We start from the raw sequence: 21,917 nt of genomic DNA, 5'->3' as shown, positions 1-21,917 counted from the left end.
GGCGGAGCCTAGGCGCGGGGTCGCGGAGTCACCTCCGCAGCCCGGCCAGCTTGTCGGGGTTGAGCACGACGAGGACCTGCTGCACGAGCCCGCCGGTGACGACGAGCGAGACCGCGACGTAGGGGCCCTCGTCGGTCCACGCGGCCACCCCGGGCAGGCCGTTGACCTCCGCGAGGCCGACCCGCAGCCCGGGCAGCGACGCCCCGCCGGAGACGACGGCGGCCAGGAACCGGGCCACCTTGTCCGCACCGGTGATCGGCCGCAGCGCCGCCTTCGCCCGCCCCCCGCCGTCGGTCACCAGGACCGCGCCGGGAGCCAGCGCGGCGACCAGCGCGTCGACGTCGCCGCCCAGGCAGGCGGCCAGGAACCGCTCGGTGACCTCGCGGTGCGCCCGGCGGTCGGCGTCGAAGCGGGGACGGCGGGCGGCGACGTGCTCGCGCGCCCGGTGCCCCAGCTGCCGGACCGCGGCCTCCGACCGGCCCAGGGCCGCGGCGACCTCCGCGGCGGGCACCCCGAACACCTCGCGCAGCACGAAGACGGCCCGCTCGGCGGGGGAGAGGGTCTCGAGGACGACGAGCAGCGCCAGGGAGACCTCGTCGCCGAGCACCGCGTCGTCGGCGGGGTCCCCCGCCCGGTCGGTGAGCAGCGGCTCGGGCAGCCACGGGCCGACGTAGCTCTCCCGGCGCGCGCGGGCGGAGGTCAGCCGGTCCAGCGCCAGCCGGGTGGTCGTCCGCACCAGCCAGGCGCGCGGGTCGGCGACGTCGTCCCGGTCGGCTGCCGACCAGCGCAGCCAGGCGTCCTGCACGGTGTCCTCGGCGTCGGCGACGCTGCCCAGCATCTGGTAGGCCACGGTGAACAGCAGCCGCCGGGAGGCGTCGAAGTCCGCCAGCAGGTCGGTCATGCGCGGGCCGGGAGCTCGCAGCGGTCGCGGAAGCCCTGGCTGTGCAGGCCCAGCGCGCTGTTCGTGCGGGCCCGGGCGTTCTCCACGGCCACCATCGTGGTCAGCTCGACCAGGGCGGCGTCGTCGAGGTCGCGCCGCAGCGCCGCGACCATCCCGTCGGTCACGCCCATCGGCGTGGTGCTCATCGCCTCGGCGTACTCCACGACCCGCCGCTCGAGGTCGGTGAGCGCGTCGCTCTCCCGCCAGGCGGGGACGGCGCGCAGCTTGGCCGGGTCCACGCCCTCCTGGCTGGTGACCCACCACCCGAAGTCGACGCACCAGGAGCAGCCGACGGTGACCGCCGCGGACATGACCGCCAGCGACTTCAGCGTCGGGTCGAGCCGGTCCCACCGGGCGAGGGCGCGCTCGTGACGCAGCTGCGTGACCAGCAGCCGGGGGTGGTGGCCCATCGCGGCGGCGGGGGTGAGCGTCGCGCCGAACGTGCGACGGGAGTACCAGTCGACGGCGCGGGTGAGCAGGGTCCGCGGCGGGTCGAGCGGGATGCGGGCGGTCGTGCCGGTGGCGGTCATGGCGGCGTCCTCTCCGTCGGGGTGTGTCCATGGAGACGACGCAGCCGGCCCCGGTGTGACACGCGGTCCGGGGTCCCGCGGGGCGCCGGGCGCGCGGACCCCGGCCGTCCACGGGTGGACGACGGGCCGGGCGGGCCCGTCGGGGGAGGAGCCGAGTGGGCCCTGCACCGTTCCGCGCTACGACGTCGTCGCCGTCAGCGGGGGACCTCGCCCACACCGTCGACCTCGAGCGGGGGACCGTCCGCGTCGACGGCGGGGAGCCGCGGGACACGACGAGCCGGGTGACGCACGTGTTCTGGCGCGTCGAGGGCGACCGGTGGCTGGTCCACCGGCACGCCGACCTCCCGCCCGCAGACCAGCGCCGCAGCTGAGCTGCTGCACCGGGCCCGAGCACGGGTCGTCCCGAGCGGGAGGCCTCCTAGAGCCGGCCGCGGCCCTGGCGGAGCAGCATCATGCCGAGCGCGGCGCCGTCGGCACCGAGCGCGTCCTGGAAGCGGGCGATCACCTGCTGCTCGCGCGCCAGCGACAGGCGGGTGCCGCCGGACTCGCGGCGCAGCTCGCCGATCTCGTGCGAGACGGCGAGCCGGCGCTGCACCAGCGCGATCAGCTCCGCGTCGCAGGCGTCGATCTCGCCGCGCAGCTCGGCGATGCGCTGGTCGGCGGCGGTCTGGGTGGTGGTCCGGGTGGTGGTCATCTCGGTCTCCTGGCGGGGTGGGAGCCTCCGGGCCCAGGAACCAGAAACGCCCCGGGCTCCTCGGGCCCGGGGCGTTCGTTGCAGCGGCTGCTCAGCCAGCGGCGACGGACACCGGGACCCGGTGTCCGTAGGAAAAGCTGGTGGCGGCGAGCAGCACGCGGGCAGTGTGCCACACCACTCCGGGCGGGCGCCACGACCGGTCCGGCGCGGGGCGGGGCCGTCGTCGGTCCGAACTACAGTGGTGTGGCTATGAGCAGCGTGCAGCAGGCCCTCCCCGGTACCGCCGCGCTCCAGCGTTCCGCTCCCGGCTCGGCCGGCCGGGAACTGGACCGCATGCTGGCCGGCCTCAACGGCCCCCAGCGTCAGGCCGTCGTCCACGAGGGCGGCCCGCTGCTCATCGTCGCCGGCGCCGGCTCGGGCAAGACCCGCGTGCTCACCCACCGCGTCGCCTACCTGCTCGGCGCCCGCGGCGTGCAGCCCGGCGAGGTCCTGGCGATCACCTTCACCAACAAGGCCGCCGGGGAGATGAAGGAGCGCGTCGCCTCCCTGGTGGGCCCCCGCGCCCGCGCCATGTGGGTGTCGACGTTCCACTCGATGTGCGTGCGCATCCTGCGCGCCGAGGCCGCCAAGCTGGGCCTGAAGTCGTCGTTCACGATCTACGACCAGGGCGACTCCGTGCGCCTGATGACGATGGTCGCCCGCGACCTCGACCTCGACGCCAAGCGCTACCCGGGCCGCAGCCTCGCCGCCCAGGTGTCGAACCTGAAGAACGAGCTGGTCGACGAGGAGTCCTACGACCCCCAGACGGCACCCGAGAAGGTGCTCAAGGAGGCCTACACGCTCTACCAGCGGCGGCTGCGCGAGGCGCACGCGCTGGACTTCGACGACCTGATCATGACGACGGTCAACCTGCTGCAGGCCTTCCCCGACGTCGCCGAGCACTACCGCCGTCGCTTCCGGCACGTGCTGGTCGACGAGTACCAGGACACCAACCACGCCCAGTACGTGCTGGTCCGCGAGCTGGTGGGCACGGGCGAGGGGCCGGTGCCGCCGGCCGAGCTGTGCGTCGTCGGCGACGCCGACCAGTCGATCTACGCCTTCCGCGGCGCGACGATCCGCAACATCGACGAGTTCGAGCGCGACTACCCGCAGGCCACCACGATCCTGCTCGAGCAGAACTACCGCTCCACCCAGCGGATCCTCAAGGCCGCCAACACCGTCATCGCCAAGAACACCGGCCGCCGTCCCAAGAACCTGTGGACCGACGCGGGTGACGGCGAGCTGATCGAGGGCTACGTCGCCGAGAACGAGCACGACGAGGCCGCCTGGGTCGCCGAGCAGATCGACGCGCTGGTCGACATCGGCACGGTGCAGCCGAAGGACATCGCGGTCTTCTACCGCACCAACAACGCCTCCCGTGTCTTCGAGGAGGTGTTCATCCGCGTCGGCATGCCCTACAAGGTCGTCGGCGGGGTGCGCTTCTACGAGCGCAAGGAGGTCCGCGACGCGCTGGCCTACCTCAAGGTGGTGGCCAACCCGGCCGACGTCGTCAGCCTGCGCCGGGTGATCAACACACCCAAGCGCGGCATCGGCGACAAGGCGGAGTCCTGCATCGAGCAGTTCGCCGACCGGGAGCGGATCGCCTTCGCCTCGGCGCTGCGCCGCTGCCCGGAGATCACCACGCTGGCGCCGCGCTCGCTCAAGGCGGTGCAGGAGTTCGTGGCGCTGCTGGAGGAGTTCGAGCAGCTGGTGGAGTCCGGATCGGGGCCGGCCGCGCTGCTGGAGAGCATCCTCGACCGCACCGGCTACCTCGCCGAGCTGGAGGCGAGCACCGACCCGCAGGACGAGGGGCGCGTCGACAACCTCAACGAGCTGATCTCGGTCGCCGCGGAGTTCGAGGCGGCCAACCCCGGCGGCACGGTCACCGACTTCCTGGAGCAGGTCTCGCTGGTGGCCGACGCCGACCAGATCCCGGTCTCCGGCGACGAGGCCGGCGTCGTCACGCTGATGACGCTGCACACCGCCAAGGGCCTGGAGTTCCCGGTCGTCTTCCTCACCGGGCTCGAGGACGGCGTCTTCCCGCACCTGCGCGCGTTGGGCGACCCCAAGGAGCTCGAGGAGGAGCGGCGGCTGGCCTACGTGGGCATCACCCGCGCGCAGCAGCGGCTGTTCCTGTCCCGCGCCACGGTGCGCACCAGCTGGGGGCAGCCGGCCTACAACCCGCCCTCGCGGTTCCTCGACGAGATGCCCACCGACGCCGTCCACTGGGCCCGGCTGGACCCCACTCCGGCGCCGAGCACCGGGTCCTCGGCGCAGCAGCGGGTGGCCGCCACCGGGCTGTCCACCGGCGGGCTGCGCGGCGGCCGCGGCAACCGCGCGGTCGTCTCCGTCGAGGTCGGCGACCGGGTCAGCCACGACGCGTTCGGCCTCGGCACGGTGGTCGAGGTCAACGGCGCCGGCGACAAGGCGCAGGCCACCGTCGACTTCGGCTCGGGCGGCACCAAGCGCCTCGTGCTGCGCTACGCCCCGCTCGTCAAGCTCTGACACCGTCGTCCCGGCGGGGACGGCCGTCCGGTGTCCGCCGCGGCCCGCTGCTCTGCGGGGTGTTCCCCGCACGCCCTGGGTCCTGCAGCACCCCCGGGGCAGGAGGAACACCCGCAGCGCGGGGTGGCCCACCCGTGCTGAGCTCGCTCGGGAGCCTCGTGCCACGACACCGGCACCCGCAGTGGCTACCGTGCGGCCGTGTCCGACGACCGGCCGACCACGGTCGTGGTCCTGATCGACGTCCCGGTGGGTGGTGTGGCTGCTCTGCAGCGCTACGAGGACCTGGTCCTGCCGCTGCTGGCCCGCCACGACGGCGTCCTCGAGCGCAGGCTCCGGACCGCGGACGGCACGAGGGTGCACGTCCTGACCTTCGCCTCGGAGGCGGCCTACCGGGGGTACCTGGCCGATCCCGAGCGGCTCGGCCATCGCGGCGTCCTCGACGGCGTGTCCGTCGGGCAGCGGGTGCTGGAGGGGATGGTCGACCTCCGCTGACGCCGAGGCCGGCACGGCTCGTCGTCCGGGCCCTCGTCTCGCGGGGTGTTCCTCGTGCCGTGCGGGTGCTGCAGGACCCGCACAGCACGAGGAACACCCCAGGCGGAGTGGCTCAGATGGCGACGCCGTGCTCGGCGAGCCACTCCTCGGGGTCCAGCGGCCGGCCGGTCATGCTGCCGCGGTTGATCTGGTAGTGGAGGTGGGGGCCGGTGGACTGGCCCTCGTTGCCGATCTTGGCGATCTGGTCGCCGGCGTGCACGATGTCGCCGGCCTCGACGTCGTAGTAGCGCATGTGGCCGTAGACGTGCACGTTGCCGTCGGCGTCCTGGATCCAGACGGCGTTGCCGTAGCCCGAGGCGGGGCCCGCGCGCAGCACGACGCCGTCGGCGGCCGAGTAGATCGGCGTACCCAGCGGGCCGGCGAGGTCGATGCCGTAGTGCATCTGGCCCCAGCGCATGCAGAAGCAGGTGGTCATGCGGCCCTGTGCCGGCAGCACGACCTTCGGCTCGCGGGCGGCGCGGGAGGCGGCGAGCTCGGAGAGGCGCCGCTGCGCCTCGGCCTCGGAGATGCCGCGGCGGGCCTCGGCGTCCTCCAGGGCGCCGGTCAGGCCGATGTCGGCCGCGCCCAGGCCGTAGTCGGCCGCGCTGACGGTGGTCGGGGCCGGGGTGCCGCCGGTGAAGGCGGGGACGCCCGCGAGGACGGCGCCGGCCACCAGGGCGGCCAGCCACAGCGGCCCCCGTCGTCCCGGCGGGCGGCGGACGGCACGGCGCGCGGCGGCCCCGGCCGGCGGTCCGGCGTCCTCGCCCCGGTCGGCGGGCGGCGCCGGCACGGCGGTGACGGGCGGGGGGCCACCCGCCGGGCGCTCGAGGAGCGCGGGACCACTCTGCCGGGTCACGGGACACCCTTCGTCCACGCTCCCGGGGCGGCCGCGCGGGGCGGCCCGTCGGGGGAGCGACGGCGGTGGAGGCGCCGGGGTGGCGCCCGCCGGTGGGTACCGGCGCCGTGATCGGACCGTAACGTTCTGTCAGGTCCGGACCCGGCAGGCGACGCTGCGTGTCGCCGAGTCTGCTCCCGGTGACGAAGACCTCAGGCGACGGCGGCCGGCGCCAGCGGGGCGGGCGCGGCGGTGCGGAGCCCGGCGAGGGTCGCGGCGACCTCGTCGACGACACCGCGGTGGAACGGCAGGGTCATGTGCCCGACGCCGCGGACGAGCACGTTGCGCGCCCGGATGTCGGGGTGGTCGCAGCGGCCCGCCCGGGAGGGGACGACGACCTGGTCGAGGTCGCTGTAGACCGCGGTCACCGGCGTCGACCAGCCGGGCGCGGGCTCGGCGAGCTCCTGCAGCACCGCGGACCCCGGCCGCAGCTGGCGGATCATCGGGGTGGGCAGCAGGTGGGCCAGCACCGACCCGCCGTGCGGCGTCCCCAGGGTCACCAGGGACCGCACGCGCTCGGCGCCGCCCTGGCGCTGCACGTGGTAGCGGGCGATCAGCCCGCCCAGGCTGTGCCCGACGACGTGCACCTGGTCGTGCCCGGTCTGCGCGCAGATCCGCTCGACGTGCGCTCCCAGATCGCGGGCGCCCGCGGCGACGTCGCCCAGGAAGGGGCTGTAGTTCCAGGTGCACACCTGGGCGAAGCCGCGCCGGCGCAGGCCGCGGCGCATGAGGGTGAAGATCGAGCGGTTGTCGACCAGCCCGTGCACCAGCAGCACGGGGATGCGGGCGGCGAGCGGGTCGGCGGCGAACAGCGCGCGGACGGCGGGGGGCTGCTCGCCGGGTCGCACGCGGGGGTCCAGCCGCAGCACCTCGGTGCGCGCGCCCAGCGGGTAGAGCAGCGCGTGGGCGCTCACCCAGGCCAGCTCGGCCAGCCCGCCGGCCACCCCGGCGGGGGAGGCCAGCGCCCGCAGGAGGTCCCGTGGCGCTCCCGGGAGGAGCTCCTCGGTGTGCGACTCTGGACGGCGCCCGGCTTCTTCGGTCGCTCGCATGAGCTGGTCCTCCCCGTTCACGGGCCGCCGTCGTGGTCCCGGGAGCCGAGAACCCGTCGGAGACCGGAGCACCGCTGACGTGCTCCGTTCACAGGACGGTAATGCCCACGTGTGGCGACGGTCACACGAGACGGCGCCGGATGTCGACGACATCGAGTCCGGTTCGGAACACTTCTCGACGAAGGGGGACCCGTGGCCGGCCGGGACCGCTCAGTCCGCGACGACCGCACCCGCGGCGGCACCGACCGGCGCACCGGCGCGGCCGCCGCCCGGGCCCGGCGCCCGGCGCCCGACCGGCGCCCGACGGCGGCCGGGGAGGGGACGGCGCCGGCCGACCGTCCCCGCGGTGACGCCGACGGCCTCCTCGTCGGCGACGTCCCCGCCGGGGCCCGGGTCGCCGGCGTCCTCCTCGTCCTGGCCGGGCTGGCCGGCGCGGCCGCGCTCTTCCCCCGGTACCTGGTCGTCGGCGGCGAGGAGCTGACCCTCGGCGGGGGCGTCGGCGCCGTGCTCACAGGGCTGCTCGTCCCGCTGGTCTCCGTCGCGGTCGGTGCGGGGCTGGCGGTCGGCCGCGTCCCGCGCTTCGGGCTGGCCGCCGCCGCGGTGGGCGGGGCGCTCGCGCTCGGCGGGCTGCTCATCGAGCTCTACCGGGGCAGCTCCTCGACGGTGCGTCCCGGCATCGAGGTGCTGGCCGGCGAACGGGTGCTCACCAGCGTGGTCGAGACCGGTCCCGGCTGGCTGCTGCAGGTCGCCGCGCTCGGTATGGCCGTCCTCGCCGGCGGGTGCGCCGTCCTGGTGTGGGGGCGCACGCGCATGGAGGACCGCGGCGCCCTCGACCCGGCCCGGCCCGGCCTGGCCGGCGCCGCGGTGCTGCTCGGCGTGCTGACCGTGCTGTGCCTGGCGCTGCCGGCCGCCGACGTCCCCGACCGGCTCGTCGCCGACCCGGCCACCGGCCTGGAGGTGGTCGTGGAGCAGGAGGGCCCGCAGGCGCTGCTCGAGCGGCCGGGGCTGGCGCTGCTGGGCGGGCTGCTGCTGGCCGGGGCGGTGCTGCTGGCCGCCGTCGTCGCCCCGTCGCTGCGGCCCCGGCTGGCCGCCGTCGGCGGGCTGCTGGCCCTCACCGTGACCGTGCTCGCCGCCGGGCTGACCGGCCTGCGCGACGCGGTGGCCTCCCCGGACCTCGAGTGGACCGTCCCCGGTGCCGGCCTGCTGGTCGCGGGCCTGGCTTACGCGCTGCTCACGGTGCTCGCCTGGCGGGTGGGGCGGACGGCCCGCGGGTGAGCAGGGAGCGGCTGCGCGTCGTCGTCGCCGGGCCCGGGGGAGCCGGCGACCCGCGCGCCGTCGCGCTGGCCCGCGCGCTGCGCGACGCCGGCGCCGAGGTGGTGCTGACCGGCGTCCCGGCCTCGGCGGCCCAGCTGGTGGCCACCGTGGTCCAGGAGGACGCCGACGCCGTCGGCCTGGCCGGCGCGCCGCCGGGGCTGCTGGCCGGGGTGCTGGAGGGGCTGGCCGCGGCCGGCGTGGACGACGTCGCCCCCTTCGTCCTGGGGAACGGCGACCGCGTCCCGGACGGCGTCCGGACCTTCCCCGACGGCACTCCTCCCGAGGACGTCGTGGCCGCGCTGGACCGTGACCAGGGCGGTCCCGACCGCACTCCGCACCGCCCGCTGTGACCCCGCCCATAGACCCCACGCCGGTGACGCGGGCCCGGAACGCGGGAGCTACGGTGCTCGTTCGTGGATCTCTTCGAGTACCAGGCGCGTGACCTGCTGGCCTCGCACGGCGTGCCCGTGCTGCCCGGCGGCGTGGCCGAGACACCCGACCAGGCCGAGGCGATCGCGCGGGAGATCGGCTCGCGCGTCGTCGTCAAGGCGCAGGTGAAGACCGGTGGGCGCGGCAAGGCCGGCGGCGTGAAGCTGGCCGACGACGCCGACGAGGCGCGCGCCCGGGCCCAGGACATCCTCGGCCTGGACATCAAGGGCCACATCACCCACCGCGTGATGGTGGCCCAGGCCAGCGACATCGCCGAGGAGTACTACTTCTCCTACCTCCTCGACCGCGCCAACCGCACCTTCCTGGCCATGGCCAGCGTCGAGGGCGGCATGGAGATCGAGCAGCTCGCCGTCGAGCGCCCCGAGGCGCTCGCGCGCATCCCGGTCGACGCCACGGTCGGCGTCGACACCGCCAAGGCAGCCGAGATCGTCGACGCCGCCGGGTTCGCCCCCGAGGTGCGCGACCAGGTGATCGCCATCGCCGTGCAGCTGTGGGACGCGTTCGCCAAGGAGGACGCGACCCTCGTCGAGGTCAACCCGCTGGCCAAGGCACCCGACGGCACCGTGCTCGCGCTCGACGCGAAGGTGACCCTCGACGAGAACGCCGCCTTCCGCCACGAGAGCCACGCGGCGCTCGAGGACTCCGCCTCGGCCGACCCGCTCGAGGCCGCGGCCAAGGAGAAGGACCTCAACTACGTCAAGCTCGACGGCGAGGTCGGCATCATCGGCAACGGCGCCGGCCTGGTCATGAGCACCCTGGACGTCGTCGCCTACGCCGGCGAGGAGTTCGGCGGCGTCAAGCCGGCCAACTTCCTCGACATCGGTGGCGGTGCCTCGGCCGAGGTGATGGCCAACGGGCTGCACATCATCCTCGGCGACCCGGCCGTGAAGAGCGTCTTCGTCAACGTCTTCGGCGGCATCACCGCCTGCGACGCCGTCGCCAACGGCATCGTCTCCGCCCTCGGCATCCTCGGCGACGAGGCCACCAAGCCGCTGGTGGTCCGGCTCGACGGCAACAACGTCGAGGAGGGCCGGCGCATCCTCGCCGAGGCGAACCACCCGCTGGTCACCGTGGTGGACACCATGGACGGCGCCGCGCGCCGCGCCGCCGAGCTCGCCGCCTGAGCAAGGACCCCCTTCCTCCCCACCACTCGCAGGCTCGCGGCGGGCCCCTGGAAGGGGGCCGCCCGCCTCTCCAGACAGGACCCGAAGAGATGTCGATCTTCCTCAACGAGAACAGCAAGGTCATCGTCCAGGGCATGACCGGCTCGGAGGGGCGCAAGCACACCCAGCGCATGCTCGCCTCCGGCACGGCCATCGTCGGCGGTGTCAACCCGAAGAAGGCCGGCACGGACGTCGACTTCGAGGGCGCCAGCGTCCCGGTCTTCGGCAGCGTGTCCGAGGCGATGAAGGAGACCGGCGCCGACGTCAGCGTCATCTTCGTGCCGCCGGCCGGCGCCAAGGGCGCGGTCATCGAGGCCGTCGACGCCCAGATCGGGCTGGCCGTCGTCATCACCGAGGGCATCCCGGTGCACGACTCGACCTACTTCTGGGCGCACGCCCAGGGCGGCGCCACCCGGATCATCGGCCCGAACTGCCCGGGCCTGATCAGCCCCGGGCGCTCCAACGCCGGCATCATCCCGGCCAACATCACCCAGCAGGGCAGGATCGGCCTGGTCAGCAAGTCCGGGACGCTGACCTACCAGATGATGTACGAGCTCCGGGACATCGGCTTCTCCACCGCCATCGGCATCGGCGGCGACCCGGTCATCGGCACCACGCACATCGACGCGCTCCAGGCCTTCCAGGAGGACCCGGAGACCGAGGCCATCGTGATGATCGGCGAGATCGGCGGCGACGCCGAGGAGCGGGCCGCCGACTTCATCAGGGCCAACGTGACCAAGCCGGTCGTCGGCTACGTCGCCGGGTTCACCGCGCCCGAGGGCAAGACGATGGGCCACGCCGGCGCCATCGTGTCCGGCTCGGCCGGCACCGCGCAGGCCAAGAAGGAGGCCCTCGAGGCCGCCGGCGTCCGCGTGGGCAAGACCCCGTCGGAGACCGCCCGCCTCATGCGGGAGCTCGTCGGCGCCTGAGTCCGCGACCGCTCCGGGGGGTGCCCGCCTGGTCCGCACGACGGACCTGGCGGGCGCCCCCTGCGCGTACGCGGCGGTGGTCGCGCCCGGCAGGCGGCCGGTGTCCGACCAGGCCACCGCGATTCCCGCCCGGGCCGGGGAGGAGGGTGTGGCGTGGTTGCTGCCGGTCCCCGAGGGCAGGAGCACCCGCGCCTGGCCGATGTGACGAGAGGGAGTCCACGCATGGGGTCCAGTCAGCCGCCCCAGCAGCCCGGGGTGCCCGGGCAGCCGGGACACGGGCAGCCTCCCGCCTCCCCGTACGGCCGGCCGCAGCCGGGTCAGCCCGCTCCGGACCGGCATCCGTACGCCCAGGAACCTCAGGCCCAGCAGCAGGCACCGGGACCGGGCTGGGGTCAGCAGCCGTACGGCGCCCCCCTCGGCCAGCAGCCCCCGATCGGCCCCGGACGCCCGCCCGGCGCCGGCGTCGACGTCAAGCGACTCCAGGTCGCCGACCTCGTCGTCGCCGCGGGTGCCCTGCTCTACCTGGTGCTGGCGCTGCTGCCGTGGGTCACCTTCTCCAGCGACGACTTCGGCATCCCCGGCTTCGACGTGCCGACGGTGAGCTACACCTTCAGCGGGTTCGACGTCAGCGGCCTGGTGCCGTTCAGCGTCGTGCTGCTGCTGTTCGCCGCGGGGTGGGCGCTGCTCCCGGCCGTCGTCGAGCTGCGGCTGGGCTTCCCGCGCAGCTGGGTCACCGTCGGTCTCGCCGGCCTGGCCGCGCTGCTCACGCTCGTCGCCTGGCTCCAGGCCCTCACGCTCGAGTTCTCCGTCATCGGGCTGCTCGCGCTGCTGGTCGCCGCAGCCGTCACGGTGTTCGCCGTGCTGCGGCTGCTGCCCGAGCTGCGCGACCGCCCCACCCTGCCCGGCGGCCTCGCCGGTGCCGCGCAGTGGGCCGGCCGACAGGCGCCGGACCCCGGCCGGTCGGGGCACCCCGGGGTCGGGCAGTCGACCGGGTCCGGCGGCGTTCCCGGTCAGCCCTGGGGCCAGCAGCCCTACGGCCCACCCGGCCACGGCCAGCAGTACGGCCAGCAGTACGGCCAGCAGTACGGCCAGCAGTACGGCCAGCCCGGCTACGGCCAGCCCGGCTACAGCCAGCCCGGCTACGAGCAGCCCGGCTACGGCCAGCACCACGGGCAGCCGCCGTACGGGCAGATCCCCTACGGGCAGCCCGGCTACGGCCAGCAGTACGAGCAGCCCCAGTACGAGCAGCCCCAGTACGAGCAGCCCCAGTACGAGCAGCCCCAGTACGAGCAGCCCCAGTACGAGCAGCCCCAGTACGAGCAGGCCCAGTACGAGCAACCGCCGTACGGGCAGCCGGATCCGCCGCCGGTCACCGACCCGGGTGCCGAGCACCCCGGCCGGCACGGCGGCTCCAGCGCCTCGGGCCAGGGTCCGTCCTGACCTGACGACGACGGCCCGACGCGGGCCGGGGAGCCGCCCCGGCGCGTGCGCCGCCCATCCGGTGGCCGGGCTTGCGAGAGTGGGGACGTGGTCTCCCTGCTGGCGCGCCTGCCCCTGCCCGGGCAGGCCGACCCCGACGCCCGCCGGCCCTGGTACCCCGTCGCGCTCGCGGCCGCCGCCACCCTCGCGGTCGGCGTGCTGGGCCTCGTCGGCCTGGGCCTGGCCGTCGTCGTGGTGCAGACCCTCGACCCCTCCGGCGGCCTGCCGGTCGGCGGGTCGGCGCGGGTGGCCGGGCAGCTGTGGCTGCTCGCCCAGTTCGGCGGGCTGGAGCTGCCGTCGGGGCCGCTGGTGCTCGCGCCGCTGCTGCTCACCCTCGCCGTCGCGTGGGGGCTCTCCCGCGCCGCGCGCGGGGTGACGCGCGTGGCCGGGCCCGAGGACGCGCGTGGGGCCGCCGGCGTCGTGGCGGCCGTCGTCGCCGTCCACGTGCTGCTCTGCGTGCTGCTCGCGCTGGCGGTCGACGGCCCGGGCGCGGGCACCGACGTGCTCCGCTGCGCCGTCGGGCCGGCGGCGCTGGCCGCCGTCGCCGCCTGCTGGGGCGTGCTGCGCGAGAGCGACCTGCCCGGCACCGCGGCCGGCCGGCTGCCCGGCCCGGCCCGCGCCGTGCCGCCCGCGGTGCTCACCGGCCTGCTCACCGCCCTCGGCCTCGGGCTGGTGGTCGTCGCGGTCGCGGTGGCCGCCGACGCCGCCGGGTACGCCGCCGTCTCCCGCACGCTGGGCGGCTCGGGCGCCGGCGCGGTCGGGTTGCTCGCGCTCGGCGCGCTGCTGCTGCCCAACGCCGCCGCCGCCGCGCTCGGGGTGGCGGCCGGCCCCGGCTTCTCGATCGGCACCGCGACCGTCGTCTCGGTGCACGGCGTGACCCTCGGCCCGGTGCCCGCGCTGCCGCTGCTCGCCGCGCTGCCCGACACCCAGGCCGTGCCCCTGCTGGCGTTCGTCTCGCAGGTGGTGCCGGCGCTGGCGGGCCTGGTCGCCGGCACCACGCTGGGCCGCCGCCTCGCCGCCGACGACGGCGGCTCGGTGGTCGCCGGCCTCTGGGGTGTGCTCACCGGGGTGCTGCTGGGGCTCGCCTCGGGTGTGGTCGTCGCCGTGGCCGGCGGCGCGCTGGGGAACGGCGCCCTCGCCGACGTCGGCGCGCCGCCGGTGGCCACGGCGCTGTCGGTCGGCGCCCAGGCCGGTATCGCCGCCGCGGTGGCCGCCGCCGTCGCCCGCTGGCGGTCCCTCGGCTGAGCCGGCGGCGGCCCCGTCTAGGGTCGCGGTCGTGCCCGCCGCCGCCCCGACCCCGCGGGCGCGGGTCGTCGTCCTGCTCTCGGGCGCCGGCTCGCTGTGCGCCGCGCTGCTCGAGGCCGCCGAGGACCCCGGCTACCCGGTCGAGGTGGTCGCCGTCGGCGCCGACCGCGATGCACCGGGCCTCGCGCACGCCCGCCGCCGCGGCGTGCCGACGTTCACCGTCGCCCTGCGCGACTTCCCCGACCGGGCCGCCTGGGACGCCGCGCTGGCCGGGGCGATCGCCGCGCACGCGCCCGACTGGGTGGTCTCGGCCGGGTTCATGAGGATCGTCGGTCCCGCCGTCCTGGCCCGCTACGAGGGCCGCCTGGTCAACACCCACCCGGCGCTGCTGCCGGCCTTCCCCGGCGCGCACGCCGTCCGCGACGCGCTCGCCGCCGGGGTCGAGGTCACCGGCAGCACCGTGCACCTGGTCGACGCCGGTGTGGACACCGGGCCGGTGCTGGCGCAGCGCGAGGTCGCGGTGCTCCCCGGCGACGACGAGGAGCACCTGCACGAACGCATCAAGGCCGTGGAGCGCACGCTCCTGGTGGAGACGGTGGCGCGACTCGTCACCGGGACGACGGAGGAGAGCCCCCGATGACCGAGACCCGGACCCCGGTGCGCCGTGCCCTGCTGGGTGTCTACGACAAGGCCGGCATCGAGGAGCTCGCCCGCGGCCTGGCCGACGCCGGCGTCGAGCTGGTCAGCACCGGCGCCACCGCCCGCCGGATCGCCGACGCCGGCGTGCCGGTGACGCCGGTCGAGCAGGTCACCGGCTTCCCCGAGTGCCTCGACGGGCGGGTCAAGACGCTGCACCCCGCGGTGCACGCCGGCATCCTCGCCGACCGGCGCCGCGGGGAGCACGTGCGGCAGCTCGACGAGCTCGGCATCGCCGCCTTCGACCTCGTGGTGGTCAACCTCTACCCGTTCCCCGAGACCGTGGCCTCGGGCGCGTCGCCCGACGAGTGCGTCGAGCAGATCGACATCGGCGGCCCGGCGATGGTGCGCGCCGCCGCGAAGAACCACCCGTCGGTCGCCGTCGTCGTCGACCCGGCCCGCTACGGCGAGGTGCTGGCCGCGGTCGCCGCGGGCGGCTTCACCCTCGAGCAGCGGCGGTCGCTGGCGGCCGCGGCCTTCCGGCATACCGCCTCCTACGACATCGCCGTCGCCTCGTGGATGGGCAACGTCCTCGCGCCCGACGACGACTCGGGCTTCCCCACGTGGGTGGCCGCGAGCTGGGAGCGCGCCGACGTGCTGCGCTACGGGGAGAACCCGCACCAGCGGGCGGCGCTCTACCGCGGCGGCGAGCCGGGGCTGGCACACGCCGAGCAGCTGCACGGCAAGCAGATGTCCTACAACAACTACGTCGACACCGACGCCGCCTGGCGGGCCGCGCACGACCACGACGACCCCTGCGTGGCGATCATCAAGCACGCCAACCCCTGCGGCATCGCCGTCGGCACCGACATCGCCGCCGCCCACCGCAAGGCGCACGCCTGCGACCCGGTGTCGGCCTTCGGCGGGGTGATCGCGGCCAACCGCGAGGTCGACCTGGCGATGGCCGAGCAGGTGGCCGGCGTGTTCACCGAGGTGGTCGTGGCCCCCTCGTTCACCCGGGACGCCGTCGAGGTGCTGACGGCGAAGAAGAACATCCGGCTGCTGCGGCTGCCCGATGCCGGCCGGCCCCCGGTCGAGCTGCGCCCCGTGAGCGGCGGGCTGCTGCTGCAGAGCGCCGACCGCATCGACGCCGACGGCGACGACCCCACCACCTGGACGCTGGCCTGCGGGGAGCCGGTGGACGCCGCCGGCCTCGACGACCTGGTGTTCGCCTGGCGCTCGGTGCGCGCGGTGAAGAGCAACGCCATCCTGCTGGCCCACGACAAGGCCACCGTCGGCGTCGGCATGGGCCAGGTGAACCGGGTCGACTCGGCCCGGCTGGCGGTAGCCCGGGCGGGGGAGCGGGCCGCGGGGTCGGTGGCCGCGTCCGACGCGTTCTTCCCGTTCGCCGACGGACTGCAGGTGCTGCTCGACGCCGGGGTGCGGGCGGTGGTGCAGCCGGGCGGGTCGGTGCGTGACGAGGAGGTCGTCGCCGCGGCGCGCGCGGCCGGCGTCCCGCTCTACCTCACCGGCACCCGCCACTTCGCCCACTGAGGAAGGACCCCGCTGCCCCCACCGCTCGCACGCTCGCGGCGGGACCCTGCAGCGGGGCCGCCGTAGCCTGCGCAGGTGCGCAACGCCCGACCACACGTCCAGCCGCCCGAGGTCGGCGCCGAGCTGGTCGGCGCCGACCTCGCGCGGGTCGACTGGTGGGGCGCCGAGCTGGAGGACGTCACCTTCACCCGCTGCCGCTTCGACGACGCCGACCTCACCGAGCTGGTCACCCGGCGCTGCGTGTTCGACTCCTGTGTGCTCACCGGCGTGCGGCTGAGCGGCTCGCGGCACCGGGGGAGCGCGTTCCTGTCCTGCCGCTTCGACCGGGCCCGGCTCTTCGACGCGGTGTGGGAGGGCTGCAAGCTCACCGGCTCGCAGTTCCCCGGCGCGGTGCTGCGGCCGCTGACCACCACCGACTCCGACTGGAGCTGGACCTCGCTGCGCGGCGTGGACCTCTCCGGCAGCGACCTGTCCGGCCAGCGGTTCCGCGAGGCCGACCTCACCGACGCCGACCTGCGCGAGTGCGACCTCACCGGCGCCGACCTCGACCGCGCCCGCGTGCAGCGCGGCACCCGGCTGCGGGGCAGCGACCTGCGCGGCGCGCGCACCGAGGCGCTGGCGTGGCGGGCGATCGAGCTCACCGGCGTCCGCCTGGACGTCGGCCAGGCGGTGCAGGTCGCCCTCGCGCACGGCGCCGTCGTCGACGGCTGAGCGCCCGGCCGCTCAGCGCCGGGCGTACCGCCGGCCGGTGAGCATGGCCTTGAGCGCGCCGAGCAGGCCCAGGACGCTGACGGCGCAGGCGAACCAGAAGCCCAGCCGGAACGCGGCGGGGTCCCACTCCTCGGAGGCCAGCGGCACCAGCACCGCGGCCAGCGCGAGCAGGCTGACGAACAGCGCCACCACGCCCAGGAAGCGGTGCGTGCGCGCCGGCAGCCACATCAGCAGGCCCAGGAGCAGCAGCACGCCGCCACCGAGGACGACGGCCAGCGGCTGCCAGAACCCGGAGTCGACCAGGGTCCCGAACCCGCTCCCGAACTCGTCGAAGCCGCGGACGACGAGGTCCCACCCGATGTCGCCCGGCTCGCGCAGCCAGCTCAGCGCCAGGCTCACCGCGGCCGCGATCCCGGCCAGCAGGCACAGCAGGCCGCCCAGGGAGTCCGGCCCGCGGACGGCGACCGGCTCGGTGGAGCGGTCCGGCGTCAGGTAGGGGTTCTCGCCCGTACCGGGGGAGCCGTACCCGCCGGTCGCCGCCGGGGACAGGCCGGGCGTCGTCTGCTCCCGCCAGTCGCGCTGCTCGCCGGCGCCGACCTGGCCGGAGGACGGGTCGCGCTCGGTCATTTGCTCTCCTGGCGGGCCGCGGTGCGGGAGGACTCGGCTGCGAGGGTAGGGCCGGGAGGGCTGCCCCGGGGCCGCCTCCGGCACACTGTCGGGGTGCCCGCGACGATCCTCGACGGCAAGGCGACCGCTGCGACCATCCGTCAGGAGCTCACCGCGCGGGTCGCCGCGCTGATCGCCGCCGGCCACCGTCCGGGGCTGGGCACGCTGCTCGTCGGCGACGACCCGGGCAGCCGCTGGTACGTCGACGCCAAGCACTCCGACTGCGCGCAGGTCGGCATCGCCAGCATCCAGCGCGAGCTCCCCGCGACGGCCACGCCGGCCGACGTCCTCGAGGTCGTCGCGGAGCTCAACGCCGACCCGGCGTGCACCGGCTACATCGTCCAGCTCCCGCTGCCGCGGCAGGTCGACGAGTACGCCGTCCTCGAGGCCATGGACCCGGCCAAGGACGCCGACGGCCTGCACCCGGTCAACCTCGGCCGGCTCGTGCTCGGCGTCGACGGGCCGCTGCCGTGCACCCCGGTCGGCATCGTGGAGCTGCTGCGCCGCTTCGGGGTCCCGGTCGCCGGCGCGGAGGTCGTCGTCGTCGGCCGCGGGATCACCGTGGGACGTCCGCTCGGTCTGCTGCTCACCCGCCGCACCGAGAACGCGACGGTCACCCTCTGCCACACCGGCACCCGCGACCTGGCCGCGCACCTGCGCACCGCCGACGTCGTCGTCGCCGCGGCCGGCGTGCCGGGGCTGGTCACGGCCGACGTCGTCAAGCCCGGTGCCGCGGTGCTCGACGTCGGCGTCAGCCGGGTCGACGGCAGGATCGCCGGGGACGTCGCCGCGGACGTCGCCGACGTGGCCGGGTTCGTGGCGCCCAATCCGGGCGGCGTCGGGCCGATGACCCGGGCGATGCTGCTGCAGAACGTCGTCCTGGCCGCCGAGCGGGCCGCGGGCGTCGAGGCGCTGTCGGCGTGAGCCGCCCGCCGCTCTACACGCGCCGGCCCTTCCTGGCCGGCGTGCTGCGCCAGCTGCCGCTGCTCGCGGTGCTGGTGGCGGTCGGCGTGGGGCTGGCGATGGTCGCGCTGGAGCACTGGCGGCGCGGGCTGCTCGTCGTCGGGCTGGCGCTCGTCGCGGCCGCGGGACTGCGGCTGGTCCTGCCGCTGCGCCGGGTCGGCTTCCTCGCCGTCCGCAGCCGGCCGGTCGACGTCGTCCTCATGGCGGCGACCGGCGTCCTGCTGACGGCGCTGACCCTGGCGGTCCCGTGACGGCGCCGTGCGGCCGACCGCGGAGCGCGCGCCCTGGACCGCGGGGCTAGGTTGACGCGCATGGCAGAGCAGCCCCGGAACGGCAAGGTCACCGTCGTCGGTGCCGGTTTCTACGGCTCCACCACCGCCCTGCGACTCGCCGAGTACGACGTCTTCGAGACCGTCGTGCTCACCGACATCGTCGAGGGCAAGCCCGAGGGCCTGGCCCTCGACATCAACCAGTCCCGCCCCATCGAGGGCTTCGAGACGAGGGTCGTCGGCGTCGGCGGCGGCTCGTACGAGGGCACCGAGGGCTCCGACGTCGTCGTGGTCACCGCGGGCCTGCCCCGCAAGCCCGGCATGAGCCGCATGGACCTCATCGAGACCAACGCCGGGATCGTCCGCCAGGTCGCCGAGAACATCGCGCAGACCTCGCCCGACGCCGTCGTCATCGTGGTGTCCAACCCGCTCGACGAGATGACCGCCCTGGCCCAGCTGGCCACCGGGTTCCCGAGGAACCGGGTCATGGGCCAGGCCGGGATGCTCGATACCGCCCGGTTCAGCAACAACGTCGCCGAGGAGCTCGGCGTCCCGGTGTCCTCGGTGCGGACGCTGACGCTCGGCTCGCACGGCGACACGATGGTGCCGGTGCCCTCGCGCTGCACCGTCGACGGCAAGCCGCTGGCCGACGTGCTCCCCGCCGACCGCATCGAGCACCTCGTCGACCGCACCCGCAACGGCGGCGCGGAGGTCGTCGCGCTGCTCAAGACCGGGTCGGCGTACTACGCGCCGTCCGCGGCCGCTGCCCGCATGGCCCGCGCCGTCATCGAGGACTCCGGTGCGGTCATGCCCGTGTGCGCGTGGGTCGACGGGGAGTACGGGATCTCCGGCGTCTACCTGGGCGTCGAGGCCGAGATCGGGCGCGAGGGTGTGCGCCGGGTGGTCGAGGGGGACCTGTCCGAGAGCGAGCTGGCCGGGCTGCGCGAGGCGGCCGAGGCGGTGCGCGCCAAGCAGGCCGACGTGGCCGACCTGTGAGGGCCGGCCTGTGACCGACTTCCGGCCCGACGGGCCGGAGCTGTAGAGAGGGAATGCCTGACGTGAGCAAGATCAAGGTCGAGGGCACCGTCGTCGAGCTCGACGGCGACGAGATGACCCGGATCATCTGGCAGTTCATCAAGGACCAGCTGATCCTGCCGTACCTCGACGTCAACCTGGAGTACTACGACCTGGGCATCGAGCACCGCGACGCCACCGACGACCAGGTCACCGTCGACTCCGCCAACGCCATCAAGCAGCACGGCGTGGGCGTCAAGTGCGCCACCATCACGCCGGACGAGGCGCGGGTCGAGGAGTTCGGCCTGAAGAAGATGTGGCGCTCCCCGAACGGGACGATCCGCAACATCCTCGGCGGCGTCATCTTCCGCGAGCCGATCATCATGCAGAATGTGCCGCGGCTGGTGCCCGGCTGGACCAAGCCGATCGTCGTCGGCCGTCACGCGTTCGGCGACCAGTACCGCGCCACCGACTTCAAGTTCCCCGGCGAGGGCACGCTGACGATCAGCTTCCAGCCCGCCGACGGCTCGGCGCCGATCGAGCACGAGGTCTTCCAGTCGCCCGGCGGCGGCGTCGCGATGGCGATGTACAACCTCGACGACTCCATCCGCGACTTCGCCCGCGCCTCGATGAACTACGGCCTCAACCGGCAGTACCCGGTGTACCTGTCGACGAAGAACACGATCCTCAAGGCCTACGACGGCCGGTTCAAGGACCTGTTCCAGGAGGTCTTCGAGGCCGAGTTCAAGGCGAAGTTCGACGAGGCCGGCATCACCTACGAGCACCGCCTCATCGACGACATGGTCGCGGCGTCCCTCAAGTGGGAGGGCGGCTACGTCTGGGCGTGCAAGAACTACGACGGCGACGTCCAGTCCGACACCGTGGCGCAGGGCTTCGGCTCGCTCGGCCTGATGACCTCGGTGCTGATGAGCCCCGACGGCCGCACCGTCGAGGCCGAGGCTGCCCACGGCACGGTGACCCGCCACTACCGGCAGCACCAGCAGGGCAAGGAGACCTCGACCAACCCGATCGCGTCGATCTTCGCCTGGACCCGGGGCCTGGCCCACCGCGGCAAGCTGGACGACACCCCCGAGGTCACCCGGTTCGCCGAGACCCTGGAGAAGGTCTGCATCGACACCGTCGAGGGCGGCCAGATGACCAAGGACCTCGCGCTGCTGATCAGCAAGGACCAGCCGTGGCTCACCACCCAGGACTTCCTGGCGGCCATCGACACCAACCTGCAGAAGGCCATGGCCTGACGTGGTGGCCTGACCTGGTCGCCTGACGCCGGTGGCCCCCTCACCTCCGGGTGAGGGGGCCACCGCGCGTCCTGGCGGTGATCACCTCGGGTGCAGCGGGGCCTCATCGCCGCCGAGGACCCTCCCGATCCGAGGTGATCACGCCTGTGGACGGCGGGAGCGGTCGGTGGCGGAGGACCGGCAGGCTCCACCGGTGCCCGTCGCGCCCCGCCGTCCGCCGCTGCTCCGCGGGCGGGTGTTCCGGGGCACCTGGGCCGTGGCTGCCGGCGTGCTGACGGCGGACGAGCTGCGGAGCAGCGCCTGGCGCAGACTCCGCCAGGACGTCCACGCCGACGCCGCGCTCCCCGTCGACCACCGGCTCCTGGCCCGTGGCGTCAGCCTGGTCATGCCGCGGTCGGCCGCGCTGGGTGGGCTGACCGCGGCGGTGCTCTGGGGTGCACCCGACGTGGCGACGGCCGAGGACCCGGTGGACGTCGTGCTGCCGCCCGGGACGCGCTGGAGTCCCGGTCCGGGCGTCGCCGTCCGGAGCGCCCCGTTGGACGGCGAGGTCGTCCGGGACGGCCCGTGATTGCGCTGGACCGGCCGCGTCCGCACCGCGGTGGACCTCGCCCGCCGGGACGGGACCGACGAGGCCGTGGTCCTGCTCGACCGCCTGGTGCACGCCCGGGTGGTCGACCTCGCGGACGTGCGGTCCGCCGTCGCGGTCCTGCCCCGCTGCCGCGGGAGCGCCTACGCCCGGCGGGCCGTCGCACTCGCCGACGGGCTCGCGCAGTCACCACCCGAGACGCGGTTGCGGCTCCTGCTGCACCGGTCGGGCCTGCCCCGTCCGGTCGCCCAGTACGAGGTCCGGAGCGGCGGCCGCTTCGTCGCGCGGGTCGACTTCGCCTGGCCGGAGCATCGGCTGGCCCTGGAGTACGACGGGGCCTGGCACGGCGCTCCCGACGAGCTGCCGCGCGACCGACGCCGGATCAACGGGCTCCTGGCCGCCGGCTGGCGGGTCCACTTCGTGACCAAGAGCGACCTCCGTCGTCCCGACGTCCTGCTCGCCGACCTGGCCCGGATCCTCTCCCCGGGGTGACCGG

At 75.2% G+C, this 21,917-nt stretch carries 24 protein-coding genes; 18 read left to right on the top strand and 6 right to left on the bottom strand.

The window, feature by feature from the left end:
- Positions 1-28 precede the first annotated feature (28 nt).
- Both LY71_RS01750 and LY71_RS01745 read right to left on the bottom strand, forming a co-directional pair.
- On the bottom strand, positions 29-901 hold the full coding sequence (locus LY71_RS01750; RefSeq protein ID WP_106275245.1) for an RNA polymerase sigma-70 factor: 873 nt from the start codon (positions 899-901) through the stop codon (positions 29-31).
- A complete protein-coding gene (locus LY71_RS01745; protein WP_106275244.1) occupies positions 898-1,470 on the bottom strand; it encodes a carboxymuconolactone decarboxylase family protein in 573 nt (190 codons plus the stop codon). Before LY71_RS01745 ends, LY71_RS01750 begins: the two co-directional genes overlap by 4 nt.
- Positions 1,471-1,625: 155 nt before the next feature.
- Between LY71_RS01745 and LY71_RS01740 the strand changes: the two genes are divergently transcribed.
- Positions 1,626-1,841 (top strand): Cif family virulence factor, encoded by a 216-nt coding sequence (locus tag LY71_RS01740; RefSeq protein WP_106275243.1) that lies wholly within the window; start codon positions 1,626-1,628, stop codon positions 1,839-1,841.
- Positions 1,842-1,888: 47 nt separating this feature from the next.
- Here the strand turns inward: LY71_RS01740 and LY71_RS01735 are convergent, their stop codons facing one another.
- Positions 1,889-2,164, bottom strand: a complete 276-nt coding sequence (locus LY71_RS01735; protein WP_106275242.1) for a chorismate mutase — start codon at positions 2,162-2,164, stop codon at positions 1,889-1,891.
- 249 nt (positions 2,165-2,413) lie between these two features.
- On the opposite strand from LY71_RS01735, the gene pcrA reads away from it, so the two are divergent.
- Both pcrA and LY71_RS01725 read left to right on the top strand, forming a co-directional pair.
- A complete protein-coding gene (gene pcrA / locus LY71_RS01730; RefSeq protein WP_106275241.1) occupies positions 2,414-4,708 on the top strand; it encodes a DNA helicase PcrA in 2,295 nt (764 codons plus the stop codon).
- Positions 4,709-4,906: 198 nt separating this feature from the next.
- Positions 4,907-5,200: a DUF1330 domain-containing protein gene (locus LY71_RS01725; RefSeq protein WP_106275240.1), complete on the top strand. Its 294-nt coding sequence runs from the start codon at positions 4,907-4,909 to the stop codon at positions 5,198-5,200.
- A gap of 112 nt (positions 5,201-5,312) precedes the next feature.
- Here LY71_RS01725 and LY71_RS01720 read toward each other — a convergent pair whose 3' ends face one another.
- Positions 5,313-6,095, bottom strand: coding sequence for a M23 family metallopeptidase (locus tag LY71_RS01720; RefSeq protein ID WP_245887599.1), 783 nt, complete (start codon positions 6,093-6,095; stop codon positions 5,313-5,315).
- A gap of 191 nt (positions 6,096-6,286) precedes the next feature.
- Positions 6,287-7,183 carry an alpha/beta fold hydrolase gene (locus LY71_RS01715; protein WP_106275472.1) on the bottom strand — a complete coding sequence of 299 codons (897 nt, stop codon included), beginning with the start codon at positions 7,181-7,183 and terminating at the stop codon, positions 6,287-6,289.
- 192 nt (positions 7,184-7,375) lie between these two features.
- On the opposite strand from LY71_RS01715, the gene LY71_RS01710 reads away from it, so the two are divergent.
- From LY71_RS01710 to LY71_RS01670, 9 genes are all read left to right on the top strand, one after another.
- Positions 7,376-8,458: a hypothetical protein gene (locus tag LY71_RS01710; protein ID WP_106275238.1), complete on the top strand. Its 1,083-nt coding sequence runs from the start codon at positions 7,376-7,378 to the stop codon at positions 8,456-8,458.
- A complete protein-coding gene (locus tag LY71_RS01705; RefSeq protein ID WP_106275237.1) occupies positions 8,455-8,847 on the top strand; it encodes a cobalamin B12-binding domain-containing protein in 393 nt (130 codons plus the stop codon). The genes LY71_RS01710 and LY71_RS01705 overlap by 4 nt, the downstream gene beginning before the upstream one ends.
- A gap of 63 nt (positions 8,848-8,910) precedes the next feature.
- Positions 8,911-10,071, top strand: coding sequence for an ADP-forming succinate--CoA ligase subunit beta (gene sucC, locus LY71_RS01700; protein WP_106275236.1), 1,161 nt, complete (start codon positions 8,911-8,913; stop codon positions 10,069-10,071).
- Between the two features lie 89 nt (positions 10,072-10,160).
- Positions 10,161-11,039, top strand: coding sequence for a succinate--CoA ligase subunit alpha (gene sucD, locus LY71_RS01695; RefSeq protein ID WP_106275235.1), 879 nt, complete (start codon positions 10,161-10,163; stop codon positions 11,037-11,039).
- Positions 11,040-11,261: 222 nt separating this feature from the next.
- Positions 11,262-12,479, top strand: coding sequence for a hypothetical protein (locus LY71_RS01690; protein ID WP_146146039.1), 1,218 nt, complete (start codon positions 11,262-11,264; stop codon positions 12,477-12,479).
- A gap of 87 nt (positions 12,480-12,566) precedes the next feature.
- The gene (locus LY71_RS01685) at positions 12,567-13,763 is read left to right on the top strand and encodes a cell division protein PerM (RefSeq protein ID WP_106275233.1); all 1,197 of its coding nucleotides are present in this window, start codon (positions 12,567-12,569) and stop codon (positions 13,761-13,763) included.
- A 31-nt stretch (positions 13,764-13,794) separates the two neighbouring features.
- Positions 13,795-14,403 (top strand): phosphoribosylglycinamide formyltransferase, encoded by a 609-nt coding sequence (purN, locus tag LY71_RS01680; protein WP_106275232.1) that lies wholly within the window; start codon positions 13,795-13,797, stop codon positions 14,401-14,403.
- On the top strand, positions 14,400-15,953 hold the full coding sequence (gene purH / locus LY71_RS01675) for a bifunctional phosphoribosylaminoimidazolecarboxamide formyltransferase/IMP cyclohydrolase (protein ID WP_106275231.1): 1,554 nt from the start codon (positions 14,400-14,402) through the stop codon (positions 15,951-15,953). The genes purN and purH overlap by 4 nt, the downstream gene beginning before the upstream one ends.
- A gap of 75 nt (positions 15,954-16,028) precedes the next feature.
- Positions 16,029-16,664, top strand: a complete 636-nt coding sequence (locus LY71_RS01670) for a pentapeptide repeat-containing protein (RefSeq protein ID WP_106275230.1) — start codon at positions 16,029-16,031, stop codon at positions 16,662-16,664.
- A 12-nt stretch (positions 16,665-16,676) separates the two neighbouring features.
- On the opposite strand, the gene LY71_RS01665 is transcribed toward LY71_RS01670, so the two are convergent.
- On the bottom strand, positions 16,677-17,291 hold the full coding sequence (locus LY71_RS01665) for a hypothetical protein (protein WP_106275229.1): 615 nt from the start codon (positions 17,289-17,291) through the stop codon (positions 16,677-16,679).
- Positions 17,292-17,384: 93 nt separating this feature from the next.
- On the opposite strand from LY71_RS01665, the gene LY71_RS01660 reads away from it, so the two are divergent.
- The 6 genes from LY71_RS01660 (at position 17,385) to LY71_RS23910 (ending at position 21,913) form a co-directional block, all read left to right on the top strand.
- On the top strand, positions 17,385-18,254 hold the full coding sequence (locus tag LY71_RS01660; RefSeq protein WP_106275228.1) for a bifunctional methylenetetrahydrofolate dehydrogenase/methenyltetrahydrofolate cyclohydrolase: 870 nt from the start codon (positions 17,385-17,387) through the stop codon (positions 18,252-18,254).
- Positions 18,251-18,544, top strand: a complete 294-nt coding sequence (locus LY71_RS01655; protein ID WP_106275227.1) for a DUF3017 domain-containing protein — start codon at positions 18,251-18,253, stop codon at positions 18,542-18,544. Before LY71_RS01660 ends, LY71_RS01655 begins: the two co-directional genes overlap by 4 nt.
- Before the next feature lie 60 nt (positions 18,545-18,604).
- Complete coding sequence (gene mdh, locus LY71_RS01650; protein WP_106275226.1) at positions 18,605-19,558, top strand: malate dehydrogenase; 954 nt, start codon at positions 18,605-18,607, stop codon at positions 19,556-19,558.
- A 62-nt stretch (positions 19,559-19,620) separates the two neighbouring features.
- Positions 19,621-20,835 (top strand): NADP-dependent isocitrate dehydrogenase, encoded by a 1,215-nt coding sequence (locus tag LY71_RS01645; RefSeq protein ID WP_106275225.1) that lies wholly within the window; start codon positions 19,621-19,623, stop codon positions 20,833-20,835.
- A 193-nt stretch (positions 20,836-21,028) separates the two neighbouring features.
- Positions 21,029-21,403 carry a hypothetical protein gene (locus tag LY71_RS23915; protein ID WP_245887598.1) on the top strand — a complete coding sequence of 125 codons (375 nt, stop codon included), beginning with the start codon at positions 21,029-21,031 and terminating at the stop codon, positions 21,401-21,403.
- Positions 21,404-21,913 (top strand): endonuclease domain-containing protein, encoded by a 510-nt coding sequence (locus LY71_RS23910; RefSeq protein ID WP_245887597.1) that lies wholly within the window; start codon positions 21,404-21,406, stop codon positions 21,911-21,913.
- The last annotated feature ends 4 nt before the right edge of the window (positions 21,914-21,917 follow it).

It is taken from the genome of Geodermatophilus tzadiensis (assembly GCF_003002915.1).
Lineage (GTDB): Bacteria > Actinomycetota > Actinomycetes > Mycobacteriales > Geodermatophilaceae > Geodermatophilus > Geodermatophilus tzadiensis.
Note: the sequence above shows the minus strand (reverse complement) of the source record. Positions and strands in the feature narration are given on the sequence as shown.